Source organism: Erythrobacter sp. (genome assembly GCF_024305245.1).
Classification (GTDB): domain Bacteria; phylum Pseudomonadota; class Alphaproteobacteria; order Sphingomonadales; family Sphingomonadaceae; genus Erythrobacter.
This window is the reverse complement of sequence record NZ_JAMWYX010000002.1, coordinates 281903-300401: the sequence shown is the minus strand read 5'-3', so window position 1 is coordinate 300401 and position 18499 is coordinate 281903. Positions and strand designations below refer to the sequence as shown.

Below are 18499 nucleotides of genomic sequence, written 5' to 3'. Positions count from 1 at the left end.
CGGTCAGCCCACGAGCTTCTTCGCGGCCCGTTCGATCTGCGGCACGTCCTCGGGCAGTTCGCCCAAGACCACCACGTTGCCAGCGGCATCGCGGCGCACCAGCACCAGCGCGAATTCCGGCCCATCGGCGGCGAGCGCTTCCAGCGTCAATGCTTCGAGCGCGCGCAGTTTCTTCGCCAGCGCGGCGCGAACACCCTTTTCGTCCTCGATCGCCTTGCCCTGCTCCTCACGGCGCAGGCGGCGTTCGGCCTTGACCACACCCTTCAATCCGCCTTCGGCCTCGCCGAGGAAGCGCGACAGGCTCCCGCGTTCAAGCTGCAGGCGTCGGGCGTGGGTCAGCACGGCGGCATATTCGGTCAGGCGGGTCTTGTCGTAATCATGCCCGAACACGAGCTTGACCACCGGGGTCATGGGCGCACGGTCCTGCATGGTCAGGCCGCTTTCGGCGATCAGTTCGGCGTAATCCTCGGGCGCGGCCTCGGCTGCGAGCGAGAAGTCGTAAGCCCGGCTGACCGCTTCATAAAGCGTAGCCCGGCTGCGGTCTTCGGTGGTGTTCGCGGTGTGAGCGAGTTCGCGCGCGGCGGCGAGCCAATCGTACAGACCTGCATCTTCCGTCAGTTCGGCGACGGGGAGCGCGGGCTCTGCGGCAGCGGGTTCGTTCGCATCGAAGCTTTCGTCATATCCGACCGCGTAAGGCGCATCGAATGCCGCATCGGCTGCCGGATTGTAAGGCAGGACAGTCGGATCGATCGCCTTTTTGGTAGGCGCCTCGACGTAATCGGCGAGCGAGGCGAAGCTGTAGCCGGCGCTGGTGTCCTCGTCTTCTTCGTCCTCGTCGTATTCCTCGTCACTATCGAGCGAATAGGCGGCGAAGTCGGGGAGCGAGAGGGGGTCGTCCCCATATCCGGAACGCTCGTCGGCGTCGTCGCTCGAAACGGCGAAGGCATCGTCGGCTTCGTGCGCAGGCGAATCCGCCCAGTCGGTGACCGGATCGGCCGTGCGGCGCCAGGGTTCTTCGGCCATTTCCAGATCGGACCCGAGTTCAAGGGCCTGATCGATCTCCAGCAGCAGTTCGTCCGCTGTCAGCTGGTCGGCCATTTCCTTCCAGTTGATAACGCCATAGATGAAGTCGATGGTCTCGTCATTGCTGGAATAGGGCAGCAGAATGCCGCGATAGAGGATCTCCACGCCGCGCTGATTGAAGAATTCGGCCTCGAAGCCGATCGGCGCCTGATTGGCGAGAATCTGCATATAGTGATCGGTGATCCGGCTCAGCAGCGAACGCGGCGGAACATCGGAAAGACGGTTGATCGCGCCGAGACCGCCACATTCCTGCGCCAGCTTGTCACCAAGGAAGCGCACAGCCGGATCTTCGATGCCAGTGCTGAAGTCGAGCAGCACACCGTAGGGGCCGAAATCGGGCAGATTGGCGGGATCGAGGTCGTCGATCAGCGGGAACATCCGCTCGCCCAGCAGGCTCGCCCAATGATTATAGGCGCGCACCTGCATCCGGCGCTCGTCCTGACCGATCGAATCAGGCGGCAGGTCGCGCGAATTCGCGGTATTGGGGCTGTCGTCCTCGGTTGCATCCCAACCGTGATCCGACGTCAGCCCGGCCGGATCGGCAGCCTCGCCGGAATCGAATGGGCCACGCAAAGTATCCATGGCTTTTTTCGCCCCTTAGTGAACAGTTATCCAGGCTGTTCTGGCGCGGTGTGGTAAACATCACGTTAAATAGCAGAGCGATTGCGGCGCGAAGCCAATGCAGGGCGCGCTACAGGAAATAGCGCATCCGGATGGTCATCCGGTTGGTGCCCTTCCCCTGGCTGAACACCGCGTCGCTGAACTTGGGCGGTGCCATCTTGACCGGGGCATCGCGCGAGAAGCCGTAGCCTTCCTTGGGCATCATCCCCAGCGCCCTGTCGGCCTTGCCATTATCATTCTCGTCATGCAGTAGCGCGATGGCGTAATTGCCGGGCTTCACACCGGTAAAGCGGATCACGATCTTGTCGCCTGCCGGAACCACCGTGCGGTGTGCGCCGGGATCCTTGATGCATTTGGGGAAGATATCCTCCCGAGTGGTCATGCAGGCCCGCACCACGCCTTTCGAAGAACGCAGATCGGTGACCGTGATCACAACCTCGTCCGCCGTCGCCGGAGCCGCGGCCAGCGTCGCCGCCGTTCCAGCCAGCGCGAGCGCGGCCAGCTTCACGATGCGGCCGCTTTGCCAAGGTGTCCGGCCTCCGCGACGATCCGCCGCGACAGGCCCTTGTCCGTGCCGCACAGCCGGTCCCACACGCGGAAATAGAGGCCGTAATTGCATTTATATTCCTCGTGGTGCCGTTCGTGATGGCTGGCGGTTATCAGCCAATTCCCCAACGACGAATGAACAAGCCAACGCGGAAAGATCTCCCAGCCCATGTGATTGGTCACGCCCATCACCGTGGCGATGGTCAGCACCAGGCCGAGCATCGCGATGTTGATCGGTACGAAAAAGACCAGCACCGGCACCACAACAGCGCCGGTCAGCGCTTCGATCGGGTGAAAGCTCATGGCGGTCCACGCGGTTGGCGGGCGGCTTTCGTGGTGGACGGCGTGGGCAATGCGAAACAGCCGCGGATTGTGCATCCAGCGGTGGCTCCAGTAAAAACAGGTGTCCTGCACGAACAGGTAGATCAGCACCGACAGCGGGTGATACCACACTGGCAGCGCAGCAAAATCAGCCGTGATCTGCGTCCAGCCACGATGCTGCCAGCCCCACAGCACGATCCCCGCAGGCGCACCATAGATCGCCGCCGAGAGAAGTGACCAGCGGATCTCACGGGTGATCTGGGCGCTGCGTCCGGCATAAAGCCCCGGCCGCATCCGCTCCGTCGCCAGCGCGAACAGACCGCTCGACAGGACATAACGCAGCGCGACGATGGCAGTGACCGTAAGGCTGACGATCAGCAGGGCAAGCGGCGTGGGCAGATCGGGCGGAAGCATCGCTGCCGAGTATGGCGCAAATCGCGGCCGCGCGACAGCCTCAATCGGCGCAGCGTTCAGGGCAGCGAATCGAGCGCGGCGCAGAGCGGATCGATCAGCCCGGTGTGACGCCGCATCGCGATTCGCGCCAGCCGTTCGACCTCGACCTTGCGCCGCGCGGCGGCAAGCGGCGCGAGTGCGGCGGGACGCAGGATTTCCGCGTCATAACCGTCGGCCACGATCACCCCGCAGGTTTCCGGACGGAAAGCCTCGCTGTCCAGCGGCGCGCGATCGAGTCCCGGTGGCAGCCCCCAATAGAAACGGTCGCAGAAATCGAGATAGTCGGGCCACTTGGCATCGCCCAGCAGATCGGCGCGGGCCACCTTGATCTCGACAATCACCACCAGCCCCTTTGCATCAATCCCCATCAGATCGGCGCGGCGACCGTTGCGGATCGGCACTTCGGCAAGGCACCAGATGTCATTGCGCGCAAACAGCCGCGCAATCCCCCGTGCGACATCGGTCGCGCAAAGCCCCGCTGCGCACAGCGAATCATTCACGGAAGTAGCGACGTCAGGCATGGTGGAACGTTGGAACGAAAGCGGAACGCAGTCAAGCGGCGACAATGCGCCAGCAAGGGCTCAGACCGCTTCGACCACCTGCAGCGACGCCAGCACGCTCGCGCGGGCCGCATGAAATTCTCGCCACAGCGCCAGCGCCGGGGCAGCGGCATCCTGACCGCGCGCGGTAAGCGTCGCGAGCGCCGCCAGGCCTGGCCGCAGCATCGCGGCGATATCCTCCAACCCTTGCGCCGCCAGCTGGAGCTGCCAGCCCCGCGCCTGTTCGGCCAGTCGGGCAAAGGCGGTGAGTTCATTCTCGGACGCGATCTGCGCCAGAGCGGCGAGCTGCGCCGCCTGCAAATGCAGCGCTTCCCATTGCTGCACCAACGCCGCCGGATCGTGCCGCACGATCAGCGGCGCAACGGATGCGGGGAGAATCGGTTCGGGCGGAAGGCTGGCCATGCGGACGACGCTAGGGTCGGCTCCTTGCCGATTGGTTAAGCCTGCCCAAGTGAGCCGCGCGCCAGATCAATCCCGGCGCCCATCGCAAACGAAGCGACAATTTTCTGGCGCAGCGCACGCGCACTTGCTAAGCGCCGCGTCGCACGCAAATACACGCGGGCTCAGGCCCCAGGCACCCGTAGCTCAGCTGGATAGAGCGCTGCCCTCCGAAGGCAGAGGTCACAGGTTCGAATCCTGTCGGGTGCACCAGCTTTTCAACGACTTAGTGTATCTTGTGGCGCTTCGTACGGAACGAGCACGGAATAGTACGGTTGGCAATCGGCATTCCAAGGGCGTCCGTGCAATGCGGGTTTCTATTGTGCTCAAGGCAGAGAAAAGTAGCCGTTGCGGCCGCAGCACTGCTTGCGGACGGCGCTTGCGGCGATCCGCTCGCTGAGCTTCAGACCGGTGTCCATTGCGCAGAAAGTCGGCTCATTCCCCGAAACATGAAGCCGTCTCGCCACGCCGGTGTTGTAGTATCGACCCGTAAGTCAGGCATGCGCCGAGCCAGCTCTCCAAATGCGATGCGTCCCTCCAGCCGCGCAAGTTCGGCGCCAACGCAGAAATGGATGCCACCGCCAAAGCTCATGTGATTGGAGGCATCACGGCTAATTTCGAAATCATCCGGATTTGCGAACTTCCGCGGGTCCCGGTTGGCAGCACCAATGAGCGTCAGAACCTTTTCGCCGACTTTTATGTCTTGGCCATTGATATTTCGAGGCTCGAGAGCCGTCCTATAGGTGGCAACCAGTGAGCTTTCGTAACGCAAGACCTCATTGACCGCAGCAGCAGCACAATTATCCGGGTCTGCTGTCAGCCTGTCCCACTCGGCGGGGAACCGGCTGAAGCAAAGCAGGCCATTCCCGATCAAGTGCGCCGTGGTCTCGAAGCCCGCGCCGAATAGCCCGATCGCGACTGTCCCCAACTCGTGTAAAGACAGCGCGTCTTCACCGTCTCCGGATTGCACCAGAGCCGTCGTGAGGTCGTCCTGCGGCTTGATCCTGCGCTGTTCGAACAGTTCTCCAAAAAAACTTTCGAGGAAGGCTATTTCGCGATCGGCGGCTTCCAGCTCATCCGGTGACAAGGCACGCGCCTCGAAGATAATGAAGCTTTTCGCAATGACTTCGATAACCTGTTCGAGGCGTTCATCATCCCCGGCCACTCCGAGCATGTCACACATCACAAGCACAGGCAGCTTGTATGCGAAGCTGCTAATGATGTCGGTCTCACCGTCAGCGATAAACCCGTCAATGAGCGCGTTGGTGATTTCGAGAATGCGCGGCTTCATGGCCTGAACGCGCTTGGCGGTAAGAGCGCCAGTCACAAGGCTTCGCAACCTGGTGTGGTGGGGCGGATCCTGCATCAGGAAGATTTCGGAGAGCCACCGATAGGACGTGTGGCTCATCACATCAAAATCAGGGCCGTAAAAGAGCTGGATATTCTTGACGAAATCGCCTTGCCCGAAGCCCTGTCGGTCCATCAGGGTATTGCGGACATCATCATACCGGCTGACGACCCAATAGCCTGCGGCGGCGCGGTGAACGGGATCGCACTCCCGCAGCTGCTCGAAGGTTGGATAGGGATCGTGTTGAAGTTCCTTGGCGTTGGGATCGAAGCCCGGAACAAGGTCTGCATTAGGCACGGCCACTCCCCCTACTTTTTTGCTATGCCAGACTGGCGCGCGACTTACTGAAACGACTCCCGCTTCAAACGCAGCCCTGCCGCTTCACGGTCCCATGTGTCCTCCGTTATGCCTTCGTCGCGAAGTTTTGCCTTTTGCACTTTCGCTGTCGGCGTCTTCGGGAGTTCGGCAACCACCCGAAAATACCGGGGGACCATGAAGTAGGGCAGGCGCGAGGCTGCAAACGCGAACAATTCGGTAAAGTCGACCTCATGCCCGTCGACGGGCGCCACCACGACCATCACCTCGTCTTCCGAATAGGCACTGGGCACTCCGATGGCGGCGGCCTCGCGCACCGAGGGATGCGCCATGATCTGGCTTTCCACCTCGAAGGACGAGATGTTCTCGCCGCGCCTGCGGATCGCGTCCTTCATCCGGTCAACGAAGTAGAAATCCCCCTCTTCGTCACGCTTGAAGGCGTCGCCGGTATGAAACCAGCCATTTCTCCACGCCTTCGCTGTCGCTTCGGGGTTCTTGTAATAGCCGCTGTTCATGCCCCAAGGCCTGTCGGTTCTCACGATCATTTCGCCCACTTCGCCGATTGCGACTTCGCAATCGTTCTCGTCGACGAGCCGGACATCGACGCCGAGGCGCGGCCGGCCGCAGGTGCCCAGCTTGGCGGGATTGGGCTGGGTGAAGGTCGGTGTCGAAACCTCGGTCATGTTGAAGATCGAATAGACATCGATTCCGAACCGCGAGCGGAACTCACCGGAATTTTCCGTGAGGGGCACCATGAAGGCTAGCCGCACGCTGTGGTCGAGATCATCCGCGCAAGGCTCCCGCTTCAGCAGGAATGTCGCCATCACGCCGAGCAGGAAAATGACCGTACACTTCGTTTCTCTGACCATGGTCCAGAATGTCTCGGTCGAGAAATTCTCCATCAGCGCGATCGAGCCCCCGCGCGCCAGCATAGTGAAGGGCAGGCCCGTTCCCCCGATGTGGAAGATCGGCATATTTACCAGGAACCGGTCGTCCTCGCGCACGAACGGCCAGCCATCGGGGCCGGCATTGGTGTAGAGATGGAGGTAGGACGACAGCACACCCTTCGATGGGCCGGTCGTGCCCGATGTGTAGATGATCGACTGGCTGTCCCACGGCTCAATCGGCCTCGCCAGCGGTTGCAGCTTGTGTCCGCCCTTGAGCAGATCGCCCCACGGCGTGACGGGAAGCACCGCCTCGCCCGAATAATCGCCAACGACCACCAGTCGTTCAAGCCCAGCCCGTTTCACCTGATCGAGCCGCTCGACAAGGCTTGCATGGCAGATCAGGATCCGGGCATCGCTGTTTTCGAGCACATGCGCGAGCAGGTCACCCTTGTACGCGGTGTTGAAAGGAACGAAAACGGCGCCGATGTAATTGATCGCGTGAAAGGCGAGCAGAGCGTTGCGATCACTCGGCAGCCAGAGCGCTACGTGCTCTCCCTGTTCTATCCCCATTTCCTGCAGACCTGAAGCCAGCTGCACCACGTGATCCTTGAGGGCTGCGTAGCTCCACTGGGTTCCGTCCTCGAACAGGGCATAGGGTTCGTCGGGTTTCTCTGTGGCCCAGCGATCGATGAGATAACGCGTGACGCAGGTCTCGCGCAATGGAACCCGGGGATCCGAATGGCCCTGCGTTGAGCTCTGGCTCATGTTCATACCGCCTTCCCTCTCATCCTCGTCGGGGCATGACGATCTTGTTGACCGTGTAGACCGCGTCTTCGATGATTTCTTCCGCGGACCATTTGCCGCCTTCGTGATACCAGCTGGCGATCCAGGTCAGCAGGCCGCCGATCCACAGCGCTGAGCGCTGCGCATGCTGGATATCGAACTCACCGCTCGACCGGCCTTTCTCGAGAAGCTCAGTCAATCGCAGATCGAACTCGTGTCGCAAGGCGCGGATTTTCCTCGCGTCCTCGGTCGTGAGATTTTTCTCTTCGGCCTGATACACGGATATATAGTCGCGATTATCGACAATAATCCGGCCAACCGCGCGAACGATCTCGTGGAGTTGCTCGGTCGGCGATGCCGGTTCGGCCAGCGCCGCTTCCAGTGCTGCGGTGGATAACCTGATCCCGCGCTCGCAGATCTCGCGCAGCAGTTCGCCCTTGTTGGAATAATAGGAATAGATGAAGGGCTTGGTGACCTCAATCCGGGCCGCGACCTCGTCAAGCGTCGTTGATTCATATCCGTGGCGGGCGAACAGTTCGCTAGCCACTTCCAAGATGCGCTGCCGCTTGAAGGCGGCAATTTCCTTGCGGATCGAGGTGCTTTTACGTCGTGTCGAGGTTACCATTCCACCATACCAAACTGTCCCGGGGACACCTTTCGAAGGCGCCCGTCATCCGAGCGCAAGATGCAGCACCTCTATCACATCATCGGCATTTCGGATCGGACGCGGATTTGTTCGTCCCCACATGTCTTCCAGGGTGTACCCGGCGATCAGCGGGAACTGGCTTTCGTCGACCCCGACCTCCCGCAAAGTTCGCGGCATACCCAGACCTCGGATCAGCGTATCCAGCAATTCGGAGGCAGGCTTCTCCGGATGCCCGAGCGCTGCGCTGATCCGCTTCTGGCGGTCCGCGTTCACTACGGCGTTCCAGGCTTGAACGTATGGCGCCATGACGCAGGACGTATGCCCATGCGAAACGTCGCACGTGCCTCCAAGCACGTGACCGATCGCATGGCTTGCTCCCATCGGCGCGCCGCCGACGATCGGTATCATCGATTGCCAGGCGCCGATCTGGCAATTGAGCCGGGCCTCGAGATCGAGGGGATCCGCCTTCACCCGAGGCAATCCCTCGGACAGCAGTTTCAGAGCGCTTTCGGCCATGCCGTCGAAGAAGGCATTCGACAGATGCGAGCCGAGTGCTTCGCTTGCATGGTCAACGGCTCGCACGCCCGTTGAAAGCCAAAGCCACTCCGGCGTGTGCACCGTGATGGCAGGATCCAGCACCACGGCGATGGGAGCCATGGCCGGATGCGCATAGGGCTGTTTTTGCTTGATCGCGGTGTCGGTCGCGCCTGACAGGGGATTGAATTCGCCGCCCGACAGTGTCGTCGGGACGCAGATGATCGGGATGTCGGGACCTTCGAACTCAGGCAGAACCATGTTGCCGTTTTCGTCGACAGACGCGTGGTAGGGTTCGAAATCGTCAACTGTGCTGAAGTTGTGCTTCAGACACAAAAGCATCACCTGCCCGGCATCCGTAACCGAACCACCGCCCACAGTTACGATCAGATCGGCATGGACGGCCCGGGCATGATTGGCAGCAGCAAGCACGTCTTCGCGCGGACCATGCGGCCTGATGCCGGTATGCGTGGCCGCATGCCGCGATCCGAGGGCCTGCTCGATTCGGCTGATCTCGTCGGTGCCGCTCGCAAGCGTATGGCTTGCGAGAACGAAGACGCGTTTTGCTCCCGATTTCTCGACTTCTGCCGCAACTGACTGCGCAGCCGGAACACCAAGGCTGACCATTTGCGTACGGGTCAGAACAACTGCACTTGGACGCATATCTCAGGCTCCCTTCAGATGCTCAGAAATTTACACCGACTGTCACACCGTAGGTGCGCGGCGGTGCCAGCGAGCCGACACGAACGCTGTTGAACAGCGGTGCGGTGATGATGTTGTTTGCAATCACCAGCTCATCCGTGATGTTTCTGACCCACAGATCAACAGTGTATTTGTCGTCAGGGGAACTGTAGCCGATGCCGGCGTTCCAGATCGCATGGGCGGGCTGGGTCGCGTCGTCGTTGTTGAACTCGGTGAAGAACACGCGGTCCTGCCAGTTTATATCGGAACGCATTGTGACGCGGCTTTCGTTCGCCATCACCCACTCATAGGAAATTGCACCACGCGCCGAGAATTCCGGCGCATTCTGGAGCCGGTTGCCGGACAGGTCGACCTCCGCGAAGCCCTGCCGGTAATCCCCGGTCACGAACTCTGTGTATTTGGCGTTGAGATAGGTGCCAAAGACTTCAAGTGAGAGGCCCGGCAATGGGCGAGCGCGCATTTCAAGCTCGACACCATAGTTGCGTGCGGCCGCCGCATTGACGGTGGTCACTACGCTCGTGGCGTCGACAAATCCCACCTGAAGATCGGTGTAGTCGAGGTAGAATGCCGCCAGGCTGCCTTCGAATGTCCGGCCAATCGAGGTCTTCACTCCAGCCTCGTAGCCCCATACGAATTCAGGATCGATGACTTCGTTCTGGGATCCGACATTGATCACGCCCGATTTGAAGCCGCGTGTTACCGAGGCATAGAGCAGCGTTGCGTCACTGGCCTGGTATTCGAGCGAGAACGTCGGGGTGAAAGCGGTCCAGCCCTCGGATCGGTCGGTCGGGACCAAGCCCAGAAACTCGAACGACCCGGTACCGCGGCGCTCTTCGTAGCTCAGTCGCCCGCCGACTGTGGCCTTGAGCCTATCATTCAGGTCAACCGTTGCCTGAGCGAAGGCACCATAGGCATCGATGGCAACGTCGCCTCGTTGTCTGTACGCCTGATCGTCAAACGTGTCCGCGGGAAGGCCGAACAGCACGCCCAGATTGGTCAATGGGACGAGGACCTGGCCGAACAGGTCTTCGTGGAAGTAGATGGCACCGAGCAGCAGGTCGACCCCGGAGCCATCGTAATTGGCAACGACTTCCTGGCTGAAGGTTTTGGACGTCTCGGTGTAATTGTTCTGCCCGAACAAATTGACGTCGGACGCATCGAGATCCGTGCGCTGAAAGCGATCGAAGTAGCGATAAGAGGTGATCGACTTGACGTTCCAGTCCCCCGCATCAAGGCTCAGTTCGCCGGTGAAGTTGTATCCCTCGCGATCATTGATCGCGTCCTGATCGGAAAAACCGTCGCGGAAGTTCACCTCCTGACCTCGGGCCTCGTTGAAAGTGATGATCGTATCGCCGCCGAGCAGCGAGCCTAGCGCATTTTCGGGCGCCACGGTCGGGCCGAAATAGTGGAAGGCGTAATTGTTGTCGTCTTCGCGGTAATACTCGGCCTGAAGCGTGAGGCTGAGGTTACTGCTCAGGTTAGCCAGCAACGACCCGCGAAACGCGAATGCGTTGCGATCGTCGACGTCTTCGCCGGTTACGAGGTTGACGCCATATCCACTGCGATTGTCGTATCTACCCGCGAGACGAACCATCACGTCATCACCCGAGACAGCGCCACCCACCGCGCCTTCAAGCGTGACGGCATCGTAGTTGCCGTAGGTCGCGCGCGCATAGCCTTCGAGTTCTTCGGTCGGCTTCTTGGTCACAAGATTCATCGCACCGGCCGTGGCCCCCCGGCCATACAAGGTGCCTTGCGGACCGCGCAGCACTTCGACGCGTTCCAGATCGTAAAAGCCGGCGAGTTGCGCGGCCGGCCGCGCGATGATGACCCCGTCTTGCAGCAGGGCAACCGCGCCGTCGGCGCCGAGATCGATGCTCGTCATCCCGATTCCGCGAATGAAGATGCGGTTCACGCCGAACTGGTCACCGACAGATACGTTCGGGATCGCGCGACCCAAGGATTCGATGTCCTCGATCTGACCGGGGCTGATCGCATCGGCCGATATGGCCGAGATCGATGCGGCAATATCATTGAGCGATTCCTCGGACCGGCGCGCGGTGACGATGATCGTGTTTTCCGCCACGGCCCCACGAGCTGCCTGAGCTTCCTCGGCAGGCGCATCTTGCGCAGCCGCGGCTTGCGAAGCGGCGATCAGGGTGATCGCGCCGCCCGCCATCAGTACCGCCCTCGATTTCGCACGCATGTTGCCGGATTGAGTGGCTGCACCCGATTTGAAGCGCAATTCTGCCGCTGTTGCTTTGAAATCCATTTCCGCTCTCCCCAAACGTAGCTTGACCTGTAAGCTTATTTTGCTACTTGCCAGTAGCTATATAGATGTCTCGGTATCTTGCAAGCATTCCGATTTGGGGATGTGATAGATGGCTTGGGGACTGCGGCCGCTGTTGAGCTTGATGGTTAGCTCGGCCGCGCCACAAAGGAGCTAGCAAATGTCAACGGAAGTCTTGAAAACCGGGTCGCCGGATGCCGGATGCCTTGACCCTGTCTCTCCCGGGCAAATCCGCAGAGCTTTGGAGGAAGCGGATCCGGTTACCTTGGCGCTCGTGCTGACCCAGTTCACCTGTGACCCCGAACTTCTTGGCCGGGCCCAGCCCTTCATCAACGGGCCGATGAATTATCAGGCTTCCATCCCCGACAGCCTGCAATCCGAGATCCGCGACCGGTTGTGCGACATTCTGATACAGCATTTCGAAACTGCTGGTGAATTACCGCCAGTGCCTGACGGGCCGCTTCTGCAACAGATGCTGAGCACTGCGGCGGGTGAGCCCGTGGCGGAAGACTACGTCGCCATGATGCGTGAAGATCTTAACGCGGAACAGGCCGATCCGGGGCGATTGCGGTGGCGCAAACAGCCCGATCCCAAGACCCTCGAGGGGTTCCATACGCTGATTATCGGCGCAGGAATGTCGGGTCTTTGCGCCGCAATCAGGCTTCGCGAGGCCGGGCTTCCCTTCACCATCATCGAGAAGAACGACGGCATAGGCGGAAGTTGGTACGAGAATATTTATCCCGGCTGCGGGGTAGACACTCCCAACCATTTTTATTCCTATTCGTTCGCCCTCAATCACGAATGGTCCCATTTTTTCGCGCGCCGTGATGAGCTCTGGAACTATTTCGAGGACGTGGCCGACAAGTTCGATATCCGCCAGCAGATCCGCTTTGGCGAGGAGGTCGTTGCCTGCCGGTTTGATGACGCACGCAAGATATGGGCGGTCGAGGTGCGCGGGGTGGACGGCGCGATCGAAACGCTTGAGGTGAACGCGGTCATCTCCGCTGTCGGCTTGCTCAATCGTCCCAAGATTCCCGAATTCGAGGGCCTTTCGGATTTCGAAGGCCCGGTGATGCACACGGCGCAATGGGACCCTGAATTTGACTGGACCGGCAAGAAGGTTGTGCTGATCGGCACCGGGGCCTCGGCCCAGCAGGCGGCCCCGACAATAGCGGGCGCGACCGAGCACCTGACGATAGTCCAGCGTTCGGCGCACTGGGTGGTTCCCAACCCCAACTACGACGCCGAGGTCCAGGAAGGTTTAAAATGGGTCCTCAAGAATGTGCCCTTTTACGCCCGCTGGTACCGGTTCCAGTTGTTCTGGGCCTTTGCCGATGGCCTGCACGCGGCACTGCAGGTGGACCCTGATTGGGAGGATCCCGATCACTCGGTCAACATGATCAATGCCCGCCACCGGCGCTTCATGGAGGAATACGCTAAATCCAAGCTGGGCGAGCACTCGCCCTTGCTGGCAAAAGTCATTCCGGATTATCCGCCCTACGGGAAACGCATCCTCATCGACAACAAGTGGTTCGAGATGCTGAACCGCGACAACGTGAGCCTCGAGACAAGCGGGGTAGCGCGGATTCATCCGCATGCCGTCGAACTCGAAGACGGCACTGTGATCGAAGCCGATGCCATTGTGGCTGCCACCGGATTTCGAACGACCGAGGTCTTATTTCCCATGACAATCACGGGCCGCGGCGGTGTGGACATTCATGAGCTGTGGGGAAAGGATGATGCGCAGGCTTATCTCGGGACCATGATCCCCCGCTTCCCCAACTTCTATACCCTCGTCGGGCCCAACACTGGCCTTGCTCATGGCGGCAATGTGATCTTTGTGACCGAATGCCAGATGCGGTTGGTGCTGGACTGCTACAGAGAGCAGATCGAGCGCGGAGACAGTACGGTCGAGGTCCGTCAGGATATCCACGACGCCTATAACGCCGAGGTCGAAGAGCTCCACTCCCGCATGGTCTGGACCCACAAGGGCATGACCAGCTGGTATCGCAACGACCGCGGTCGTGTGTTCGCGCTTCTTCCATACCGGCTTGTCGATTACTGGAAAATGACCACCACATTCGATCCCGAAGCCTTCATATTCGAAGCGTGAAGGTGATCGCAATGCCGGCCCAGCCATCCGTCCGACGCGCGCTCTCCAAGGGCTCCCGGGTCGAAGGATTCTGCGCCCCGGATCTGCTGCCTGTGCTCGATGCATTCGAAGCGAACTTCCATGAGCGCGGCGAAGTGGGCGCGAGCCTGTGCGTGACGCTTCGCGGCGAGACATTGATCGATGTCTGGGGAGGGATCGCGGACCAGGCCTCCGGTGCTCCGTGGCAGCGCGATACGGTGTGTGTGGTGTTTTCCTGCACCAAAGGAGCTGCCGCGCTCTGCCTGCATCTGCTGGTCCAGGATGGCGCGATCTCCTGCGACGATCTGGTCGAGACGATCTGGCCCGGCTTTGCACAAGGCGGCAAGGCGGGCACCACCATCGCGATGATGCTCGACCACAGGTCTCCCGTTCCGCACTTCCGGGAGGCCATAAAGCCCGATGGCTTTCTCGATTGGGCCTACATGGTGGAGCGGGTCGAACAGGAAGAAGCGTTTTGGAAACCCGGATCAAAGCAAGGCTATCACGGTTTCTCCTACGCCTGGACGGTCGGGCAGGTCGTCCGTCTGGTTGCCGGAAAACCGCTGGGACAATTCTTCCACGAGCGGGTGACGAGACCGCACGACATCGCGTTCTTTGTTGGGCTGCCTGACGGAACGGACTGTGATCTGGCACGCCTGATCCCCGCAGAGCGCGGAGCGATCGATTTCGACAATCCCTTCTACAAGACCGCCACAACCGATCGGACCAGCCCTGCCGGCCTGTTCCTGTTCAACCTGGGAGGCGCAAAGCTCGATACCCCCGATTATCACCGGGCCGAGATCGCGAGTGCGATCGGCATTACCAACGCCCGAGGGCTGGCGAATCTCTATCGGGCGATGATCATGCCAGGTGGGCTTCTCACGGCGGACACTGTTGATCAGCTGAAGCGTCCTGCGAGCCACTGCGCCTGGGACGAGGTTCTTTGCCGCCCTTCAAGTTTCAGTGGCGGGTTCATGAAAGCCATGCCCTCGCTGGGCAACAGGTATGACGGGCTTGCGATCCCTGATCCTGCTTTTGGACATGTCGGAATGGGCGGCAGCCTGGGGTTTGCCGATCCTCAGCGTGAGCTTTCATTCGGGTATGCGATGAACCGGTTGGGGCCAACGGTGCTTCTGAACGAGAGAGCGCAATCGCTCGTCGACAAGCTGTATCAGACCCTTCCGGCCTGATCCGTCGATCAACACATCCTCAAAGAAGGCTCCGAAGGCCTTGGTGGGGTGCACCAATCTCGTGGGACATCACATGCCGGTCTGCGACACTTGCGCCGCGCTTCGCAGGCGGGCGTTGGAAGGGCGCGGCGAAGGACTTTATTAGCCATATCAGGCTACATAAGCGGGCATGAAAGCTGCTCCCCATTCTGCCGGTTCGGATCTTTACCGCCCGTATTTGCTGACTGGTCACACCCTCGGGCTGTTGATCGTCATCCTGGTATGCTTCGAAATCGCGGGGAACTTTGCTGCGCCGCACAGTCTGGATTTCGTAAGTTTCTGGGGGGCCGCGAAGTTCGGTTTGGCGGGCACACCGGAACTGGCATATGATAGCGTTGCCCTGCACGCGCTTCAGGAAAAGGCTGCCACGTTCGCGCCGGATACCGGAATGCCGTTTCCCTACGCTCCGGCGTTCCTCCTGCTGATCCTTCCTTTCGGGGCAATGTCTTATCCGGTCGCATTGGCTGTGTGGTCGCTGGGCACATTCGCGATCTACGCCATTGTCGCGCGCCGTTTTGCGCCGCAGTCGCAGTGGCTTCTGCTGTCATTCCCCCCCGTTTTCGTCATCGGGGTGCTGGGCCAGAATGGCTTTGTGACTGCCGCCTTGTTCATTGGCGGCCTGCTTCTCCTCCACCGGGAGAAAAAATTTGCAGCGGGCCTCGTCCTGGGATGCTTGATCATCAAGCCCCAATTGGCGTTGATGCTTCCGGTCGCGATGTTGGCGGGTCGGGAATGGCGGGTTATCGCGGGAGCCGTGGTTTCAGCAACGGCGGTGCTGCTTGTGGGTCTGATCGTTTTCGGCTTCGGGACATCTGCCGCGTGGATCGAACAGATGCCGCTATTCGTTGAAATCGCGCAGGAAGGCCTTGTGGGCTGGCACAAGCTGGTAAGTGTCTATGCGACACTTCGCCATGCCGGATTGTCCGACTCTGTCGCATTTGCTGGGCACTGCGCCATCGCGGTGATTGCAGCGGCTCTGGTAGCGCAGGTTTGGCGCTCCGACGCGCAGCCCAACGCAAAGGCTGCCGTCCTCGCCGCAGCCACAATGCTCGCAAGCCCATATGTTTACCTCTATGATGCGCTCGTCCTGATCCCGGCCTTTGTGTGGCTGGTGCAGCGCAAGGCCCCGGTGGGCGTGGTCGGATCACTGTGGCTCCTGCCCATAGTGATCAGCGCCCAGAACGCTTACGATTTCGGCCCTGTGACCATCGCGCCGATCCTCCCGATCCTCCTTTTGGCTCTCTGCTATTATTTGCGGGACGAGCGGACGACGACACATTCTTCGATTGAGGAAAGCCCCGCCCCGCTTCTTCGGCGCGATGTCCCTTCAGGACATGGTGCCTGAAGGTCCGCGACCATCGCTGACTGAAAATTGTTCGGCCCGCCGCGGCCATTCGCTGCGGCTCGTAGTCGCTGGGTTACGCTAGGCTTCGCGTCGCGGTCGCTGGAAGGCCCAGAATTTCGCCAGCAGGAATGTCGTGGGCGGAACGGTCAGGACCACGATCAACGCATAGGCATAGGTCGGAAGGCCGTTACTCTCGACAAACGCAAGTATCGCGCTCGAAAGTACCAGGCTCACAATTGTGACTGCCAGATACCGAACTGCGCCGCCGGGCAGGCCGCGTGCGCTAGGGAAGGTGATCCGGGCATTGCCGAGATACGAAACCGAAAATGCTGCCGCCGCACCGCAGGCATTGGCGGCAAAGCCGTTAAAGGCGGCCTGTTCGATCAGCGCCCATGCCAAGGTGACGTGAACCAAGGTTGCGCATAGTCCCACCGCCCCGAACGAAGCGATCTGTCGCAGCAATGCCACCTTACAGTGGCCGCCTGCGTACGACCGCGAACAGCGACAATCCGATCGGGAAGTTCAGCCGGCCCAGCAGTTTTCCTTCGAACGTGAAGATTGCGGTGAGTACGGCGTTCAAGGGTTCGGCAGGTGCAGCATGATCAGCGCCGCGTCCGCCCATAACCCGCGAAACCAGCCGCTGGGCCAGCGCCAGCGGGAAGAGGAGCGCGTTGAAATAACCGATCCCGACGGGCTCGAACCCTGCCTCATGCAACCGTCTCGTCAACAGGGCTTTCGTGTAGCGCCGCTTGTGCTGGTGAAGCACGTCGTGATCGGACCACAGCCATGGCACGGCCGGAACCGTTATCAGCAGGCGGCCGTCAGGGGCCAGCCGATCGCCGAGCGTGCGGAGCGAGCCCACATCGTCGTCGATGTGTTCGAGCACGTCGAGCATGGCGATCAGGTCAAAGCGATCGTCGGCAAAGCCGATGTCGTCCGGCAGTTTTCCGTAGGCCACCGCCCGGCGCGAAAGCGCGGCGGCGTGGGCGCGCGCAGCATCGTCGAATTCGAACGCCTGAACGTCGCCAAGCTCACTCAACATCGCAAGGTTGCCGCCATAGCCGCAACCGGCCTCGAGCACCCGCGCGCGCGCAGGCAATGGCACAAACCGTTCGATCAGCCGTGCGACGATCCGGCGGCGGCCAACGAACCACCAATGGTGGTCCTGCTCGTCCCGCAGTGATTGGTAAGCGGCCAGTTCCACGTCAGAATCCGATGGTTTCGGCGACGACATAGAGCGGGCGTCCCCGGACCTGGATCGCGATCCGGCCGATATATTCGCCCATCAGTCCAAGACTGAACAGATTCAGCCCGCCAAGGAACAGGACGGTGACCATGATCGAGGCATAGCCGGGCGTATCCACCCCCGAGATGATCGTGTGAGCCACGAGGAAGGCTGCATATCCGAACGCCAGGAGCGATATGATCGCGCCGATCATCGTCCAGACGCGCAGCGGAAATGTGGTCGACGAAGTGATCCCGTCGATTGCCAGCGCCACAAGCCGGGAGACGTCCCACTTGGTGGAGCCGGTCTGCCGCGCAGGCCGGGCATATTCGATCGTTTCGGTCCGGAACCCGATCCACGAAAACAGACCCTTGTTGAAGCGGCACCGCTCGGTCATCTCGTTCAGAACGGCGACAGCGGACCGATCCAGCAAGCGGAAATCGCCCACGTCCGCCGCAATGGGATGGTCGGCGATTGCGTTGATCGTCTTGTAAAACAATCGCGATGTTGAGCGTTTGAAGAACGAATCCTGGCTGCGATCGATACGCTTGGCGTTGACGATCTGGGCACCGGCGAGCCATTTGTCGACCATCGGCCGGATCAACTCCGGCGGATCCTGCAAATCGACATCCATCGGAATGATCGCATCGCCGGTGGCCGCCTTGAGCCCTGCACTCAGGGCTGCTTCCTTTCCGAAGTTGCGCGACAGCGAAACGAGCTTGATGCGGCGATCCACGCGGCACATCGCCCGAACCACCGCCGCCGTGGCGTCGCGGCTGCCATCATCCACAAAGACGATTTCGAAATGCGGGGCGATCTCACCTTCCCGCCAGCTTTCAGCGGCCGCCTTCTCGATCGCAGCGGCAAAATCCGCCACGGATTCCTCTTCATTATAAACCGGCACGACAAGCGAGATCTGCCGCCGATCCACCGCTCGTGTTGTAGAAGCGAATTTCAGACCCTCGATCATGCCGCGCGCCGATCATCATGGCGGCGGAGGCAAGGGAACGGGGGGGCTGCACTGCAACCAATCGCTTCAGGT

Annotated in this window: 16 protein-coding genes and 1 tRNA gene; 4 read left to right on the top strand and 13 right to left on the bottom strand. The window is 60.8% G+C overall.

Going from position 1 to position 18499, the window contains the following annotated elements; genetic code table 11:
- Positions 1-3: 3 nt before the first annotated feature.
- From Q0L48_RS04265 to Q0L48_RS04245, 5 genes are all read right to left on the bottom strand, one after another.
- The gene (locus Q0L48_RS04265) at positions 4-1665 is read right to left on the bottom strand and encodes a hypothetical protein (RefSeq protein WP_296717639.1); all 1662 of its coding nucleotides are present in this window, start codon (positions 1663-1665) and stop codon (positions 4-6) included.
- A 109-nt stretch (positions 1666-1774) separates the two neighbouring features.
- On the bottom strand, positions 1775-2212 hold the full coding sequence (locus Q0L48_RS04260) for a DUF2141 domain-containing protein (RefSeq protein ID WP_367274001.1): 438 nt from the start codon (positions 2210-2212) through the stop codon (positions 1775-1777).
- Complete coding sequence (locus tag Q0L48_RS04255) at positions 2209-2985, bottom strand: sterol desaturase family protein (RefSeq protein ID WP_296717637.1); 777 nt, start codon at positions 2983-2985, stop codon at positions 2209-2211. Before Q0L48_RS04255 ends, Q0L48_RS04260 begins: the two co-directional genes overlap by 4 nt.
- A gap of 56 nt (positions 2986-3041) precedes the next feature.
- A complete protein-coding gene (locus tag Q0L48_RS04250; protein ID WP_296717634.1) occupies positions 3042-3545 on the bottom strand; it encodes an MmcB family DNA repair protein in 504 nt (167 codons plus the stop codon).
- Between the two features lie 60 nt (positions 3546-3605).
- On the bottom strand, positions 3606-3986 hold the full coding sequence (locus Q0L48_RS04245; RefSeq protein ID WP_296717632.1) for a hypothetical protein: 381 nt from the start codon (positions 3984-3986) through the stop codon (positions 3606-3608).
- A gap of 172 nt (positions 3987-4158) precedes the next feature.
- On the opposite strand from Q0L48_RS04245, the gene Q0L48_RS04240 reads away from it, so the two are divergent.
- Positions 4159-4235 (top strand) — tRNA-Arg (locus Q0L48_RS04240).
- Between the two features lie 190 nt (positions 4236-4425).
- On the opposite strand, the gene Q0L48_RS04235 is transcribed toward Q0L48_RS04240, so the two are convergent.
- Genes Q0L48_RS04235 through Q0L48_RS04215 form a run of 5 tightly spaced genes read right to left on the bottom strand, consistent with a single transcriptional unit; the run spans position 4426 to position 11509 of the window.
- Positions 4426-5667: a cytochrome P450 gene (locus Q0L48_RS04235; protein ID WP_296717628.1), complete on the bottom strand. Its 1242-nt coding sequence runs from the start codon at positions 5665-5667 to the stop codon at positions 4426-4428.
- Positions 5668-5711: 44 nt separating this feature from the next.
- Positions 5712-7337: an AMP-binding protein gene (locus tag Q0L48_RS04230; protein ID WP_296717625.1), complete on the bottom strand. Its 1626-nt coding sequence runs from the start codon at positions 7335-7337 to the stop codon at positions 5712-5714.
- Between the two features lie 19 nt (positions 7338-7356).
- Complete coding sequence (locus Q0L48_RS04225) at positions 7357-7980, bottom strand: TetR/AcrR family transcriptional regulator (RefSeq protein WP_296717622.1); 624 nt, start codon at positions 7978-7980, stop codon at positions 7357-7359.
- A gap of 45 nt (positions 7981-8025) precedes the next feature.
- On the bottom strand, positions 8026-9198 hold the full coding sequence (locus Q0L48_RS04220) for an iron-containing alcohol dehydrogenase (protein ID WP_296717620.1): 1173 nt from the start codon (positions 9196-9198) through the stop codon (positions 8026-8028).
- 22 nt (positions 9199-9220) lie between these two features.
- Positions 9221-11509: a TonB-dependent receptor gene (locus Q0L48_RS04215; protein WP_296717619.1), complete on the bottom strand. Its 2289-nt coding sequence runs from the start codon at positions 11507-11509 to the stop codon at positions 9221-9223.
- Positions 11510-11687: 178 nt separating this feature from the next.
- Here Q0L48_RS04215 and Q0L48_RS04210 point away from each other — a divergent pair, with 178 nt between their 5' ends.
- The 3 genes from Q0L48_RS04210 to Q0L48_RS04200 all read left to right on the top strand — a co-directional run bounded on the left by Q0L48_RS04210 (position 11688) and on the right by Q0L48_RS04200 (position 16232).
- The gene (locus Q0L48_RS04210) at positions 11688-13640 is read left to right on the top strand and encodes an NAD(P)-binding domain-containing protein (protein ID WP_296717617.1); all 1953 of its coding nucleotides are present in this window, start codon (positions 11688-11690) and stop codon (positions 13638-13640) included.
- On the top strand, positions 13637-14848 hold the full coding sequence (locus Q0L48_RS04205; protein WP_296717614.1) for a serine hydrolase domain-containing protein: 1212 nt from the start codon (positions 13637-13639) through the stop codon (positions 14846-14848). The genes Q0L48_RS04210 and Q0L48_RS04205 overlap by 4 nt, the downstream gene beginning before the upstream one ends.
- A 169-nt stretch (positions 14849-15017) precedes the next feature.
- Positions 15018-16232 (top strand): glycosyltransferase family 87 protein, encoded by a 1215-nt coding sequence (locus Q0L48_RS04200; RefSeq protein WP_296717610.1) that lies wholly within the window; start codon positions 15018-15020, stop codon positions 16230-16232.
- 78 nt (positions 16233-16310) lie between these two features.
- Here Q0L48_RS04200 and Q0L48_RS04195 read toward each other — a convergent pair whose 3' ends face one another.
- From Q0L48_RS04195 to Q0L48_RS04185, 3 genes are read right to left on the bottom strand one after another with little or no spacing between them, the layout of a single operon-like run.
- On the bottom strand, positions 16311-16664 hold the full coding sequence (locus Q0L48_RS04195; protein WP_296717911.1) for a GtrA family protein: 354 nt from the start codon (positions 16662-16664) through the stop codon (positions 16311-16313).
- A 37-nt stretch (positions 16665-16701) separates the two neighbouring features.
- A complete protein-coding gene (locus Q0L48_RS04190) occupies positions 16702-17436 on the bottom strand; it encodes a class I SAM-dependent methyltransferase (RefSeq protein ID WP_296717608.1) in 735 nt (244 codons plus the stop codon).
- Position 17437: 1 nt separating this feature from the next.
- Positions 17438-18427, bottom strand: coding sequence for a glycosyltransferase family 2 protein (locus Q0L48_RS04185; RefSeq protein WP_296717605.1), 990 nt, complete (start codon positions 18425-18427; stop codon positions 17438-17440).
- Between the last annotated feature and the right edge of the window lie 72 nt (positions 18428-18499).

What these genes read in the sequence shown, in the direction of transcription:
- Q0L48_RS04265 (WP_296717639.1), bottom strand. Translation starts at nt 1,665, where the DNA reads ATGGATACTTTGCGTGGCCCATTCGATTCCGGCGAGGCTGCCGATCCG.
- Q0L48_RS04215 (WP_296717619.1), bottom strand. Translation starts at nt 11,509, where the DNA reads ATGGATTTCAAAGCAACAGCGGCAGAATTGCGCTTCAAATCGGGTGCA.
- Q0L48_RS04200 (WP_296717610.1), top strand. Translation starts at nt 15,018, where the DNA reads ATGAAAGCTGCTCCCCATTCTGCCGGTTCGGATCTTTACCGCCCGTAT.
- Q0L48_RS04250 (WP_296717634.1), bottom strand. Translation starts at nt 3,545, where the DNA reads ATGCCTGACGTCGCTACTTCCGTGAATGATTCGCTGTGCGCAGCGGGG.
- Q0L48_RS04220 (WP_296717620.1), bottom strand. Translation starts at nt 9,198, where the DNA reads ATGCGTCCAAGTGCAGTTGTTCTGACCCGTACGCAAATGGTCAGCCTT.
- Q0L48_RS04255 (WP_296717637.1), bottom strand. Translation starts at nt 2,985, where the DNA reads ATGCTTCCGCCCGATCTGCCCACGCCGCTTGCCCTGCTGATCGTCAGC.
- Q0L48_RS04245 (WP_296717632.1), bottom strand. Translation starts at nt 3,986, where the DNA reads ATGGCCAGCCTTCCGCCCGAACCGATTCTCCCCGCATCCGTTGCGCCG.
- Q0L48_RS04225 (WP_296717622.1), bottom strand. Translation starts at nt 7,980, where the DNA reads ATGGTAACCTCGACACGACGTAAAAGCACCTCGATCCGCAAGGAAATT.
- Q0L48_RS04185 (WP_296717605.1), bottom strand. Translation starts at nt 18,427, where the DNA reads ATGATCGAGGGTCTGAAATTCGCTTCTACAACACGAGCGGTGGATCGG.
- Q0L48_RS04210 (WP_296717617.1), top strand. Translation starts at nt 11,688, where the DNA reads ATGTCAACGGAAGTCTTGAAAACCGGGTCGCCGGATGCCGGATGCCTT.
- Q0L48_RS04230 (WP_296717625.1), bottom strand. Translation starts at nt 7,337, where the DNA reads ATGAGCCAGAGCTCAACGCAGGGCCATTCGGATCCCCGGGTTCCATTG.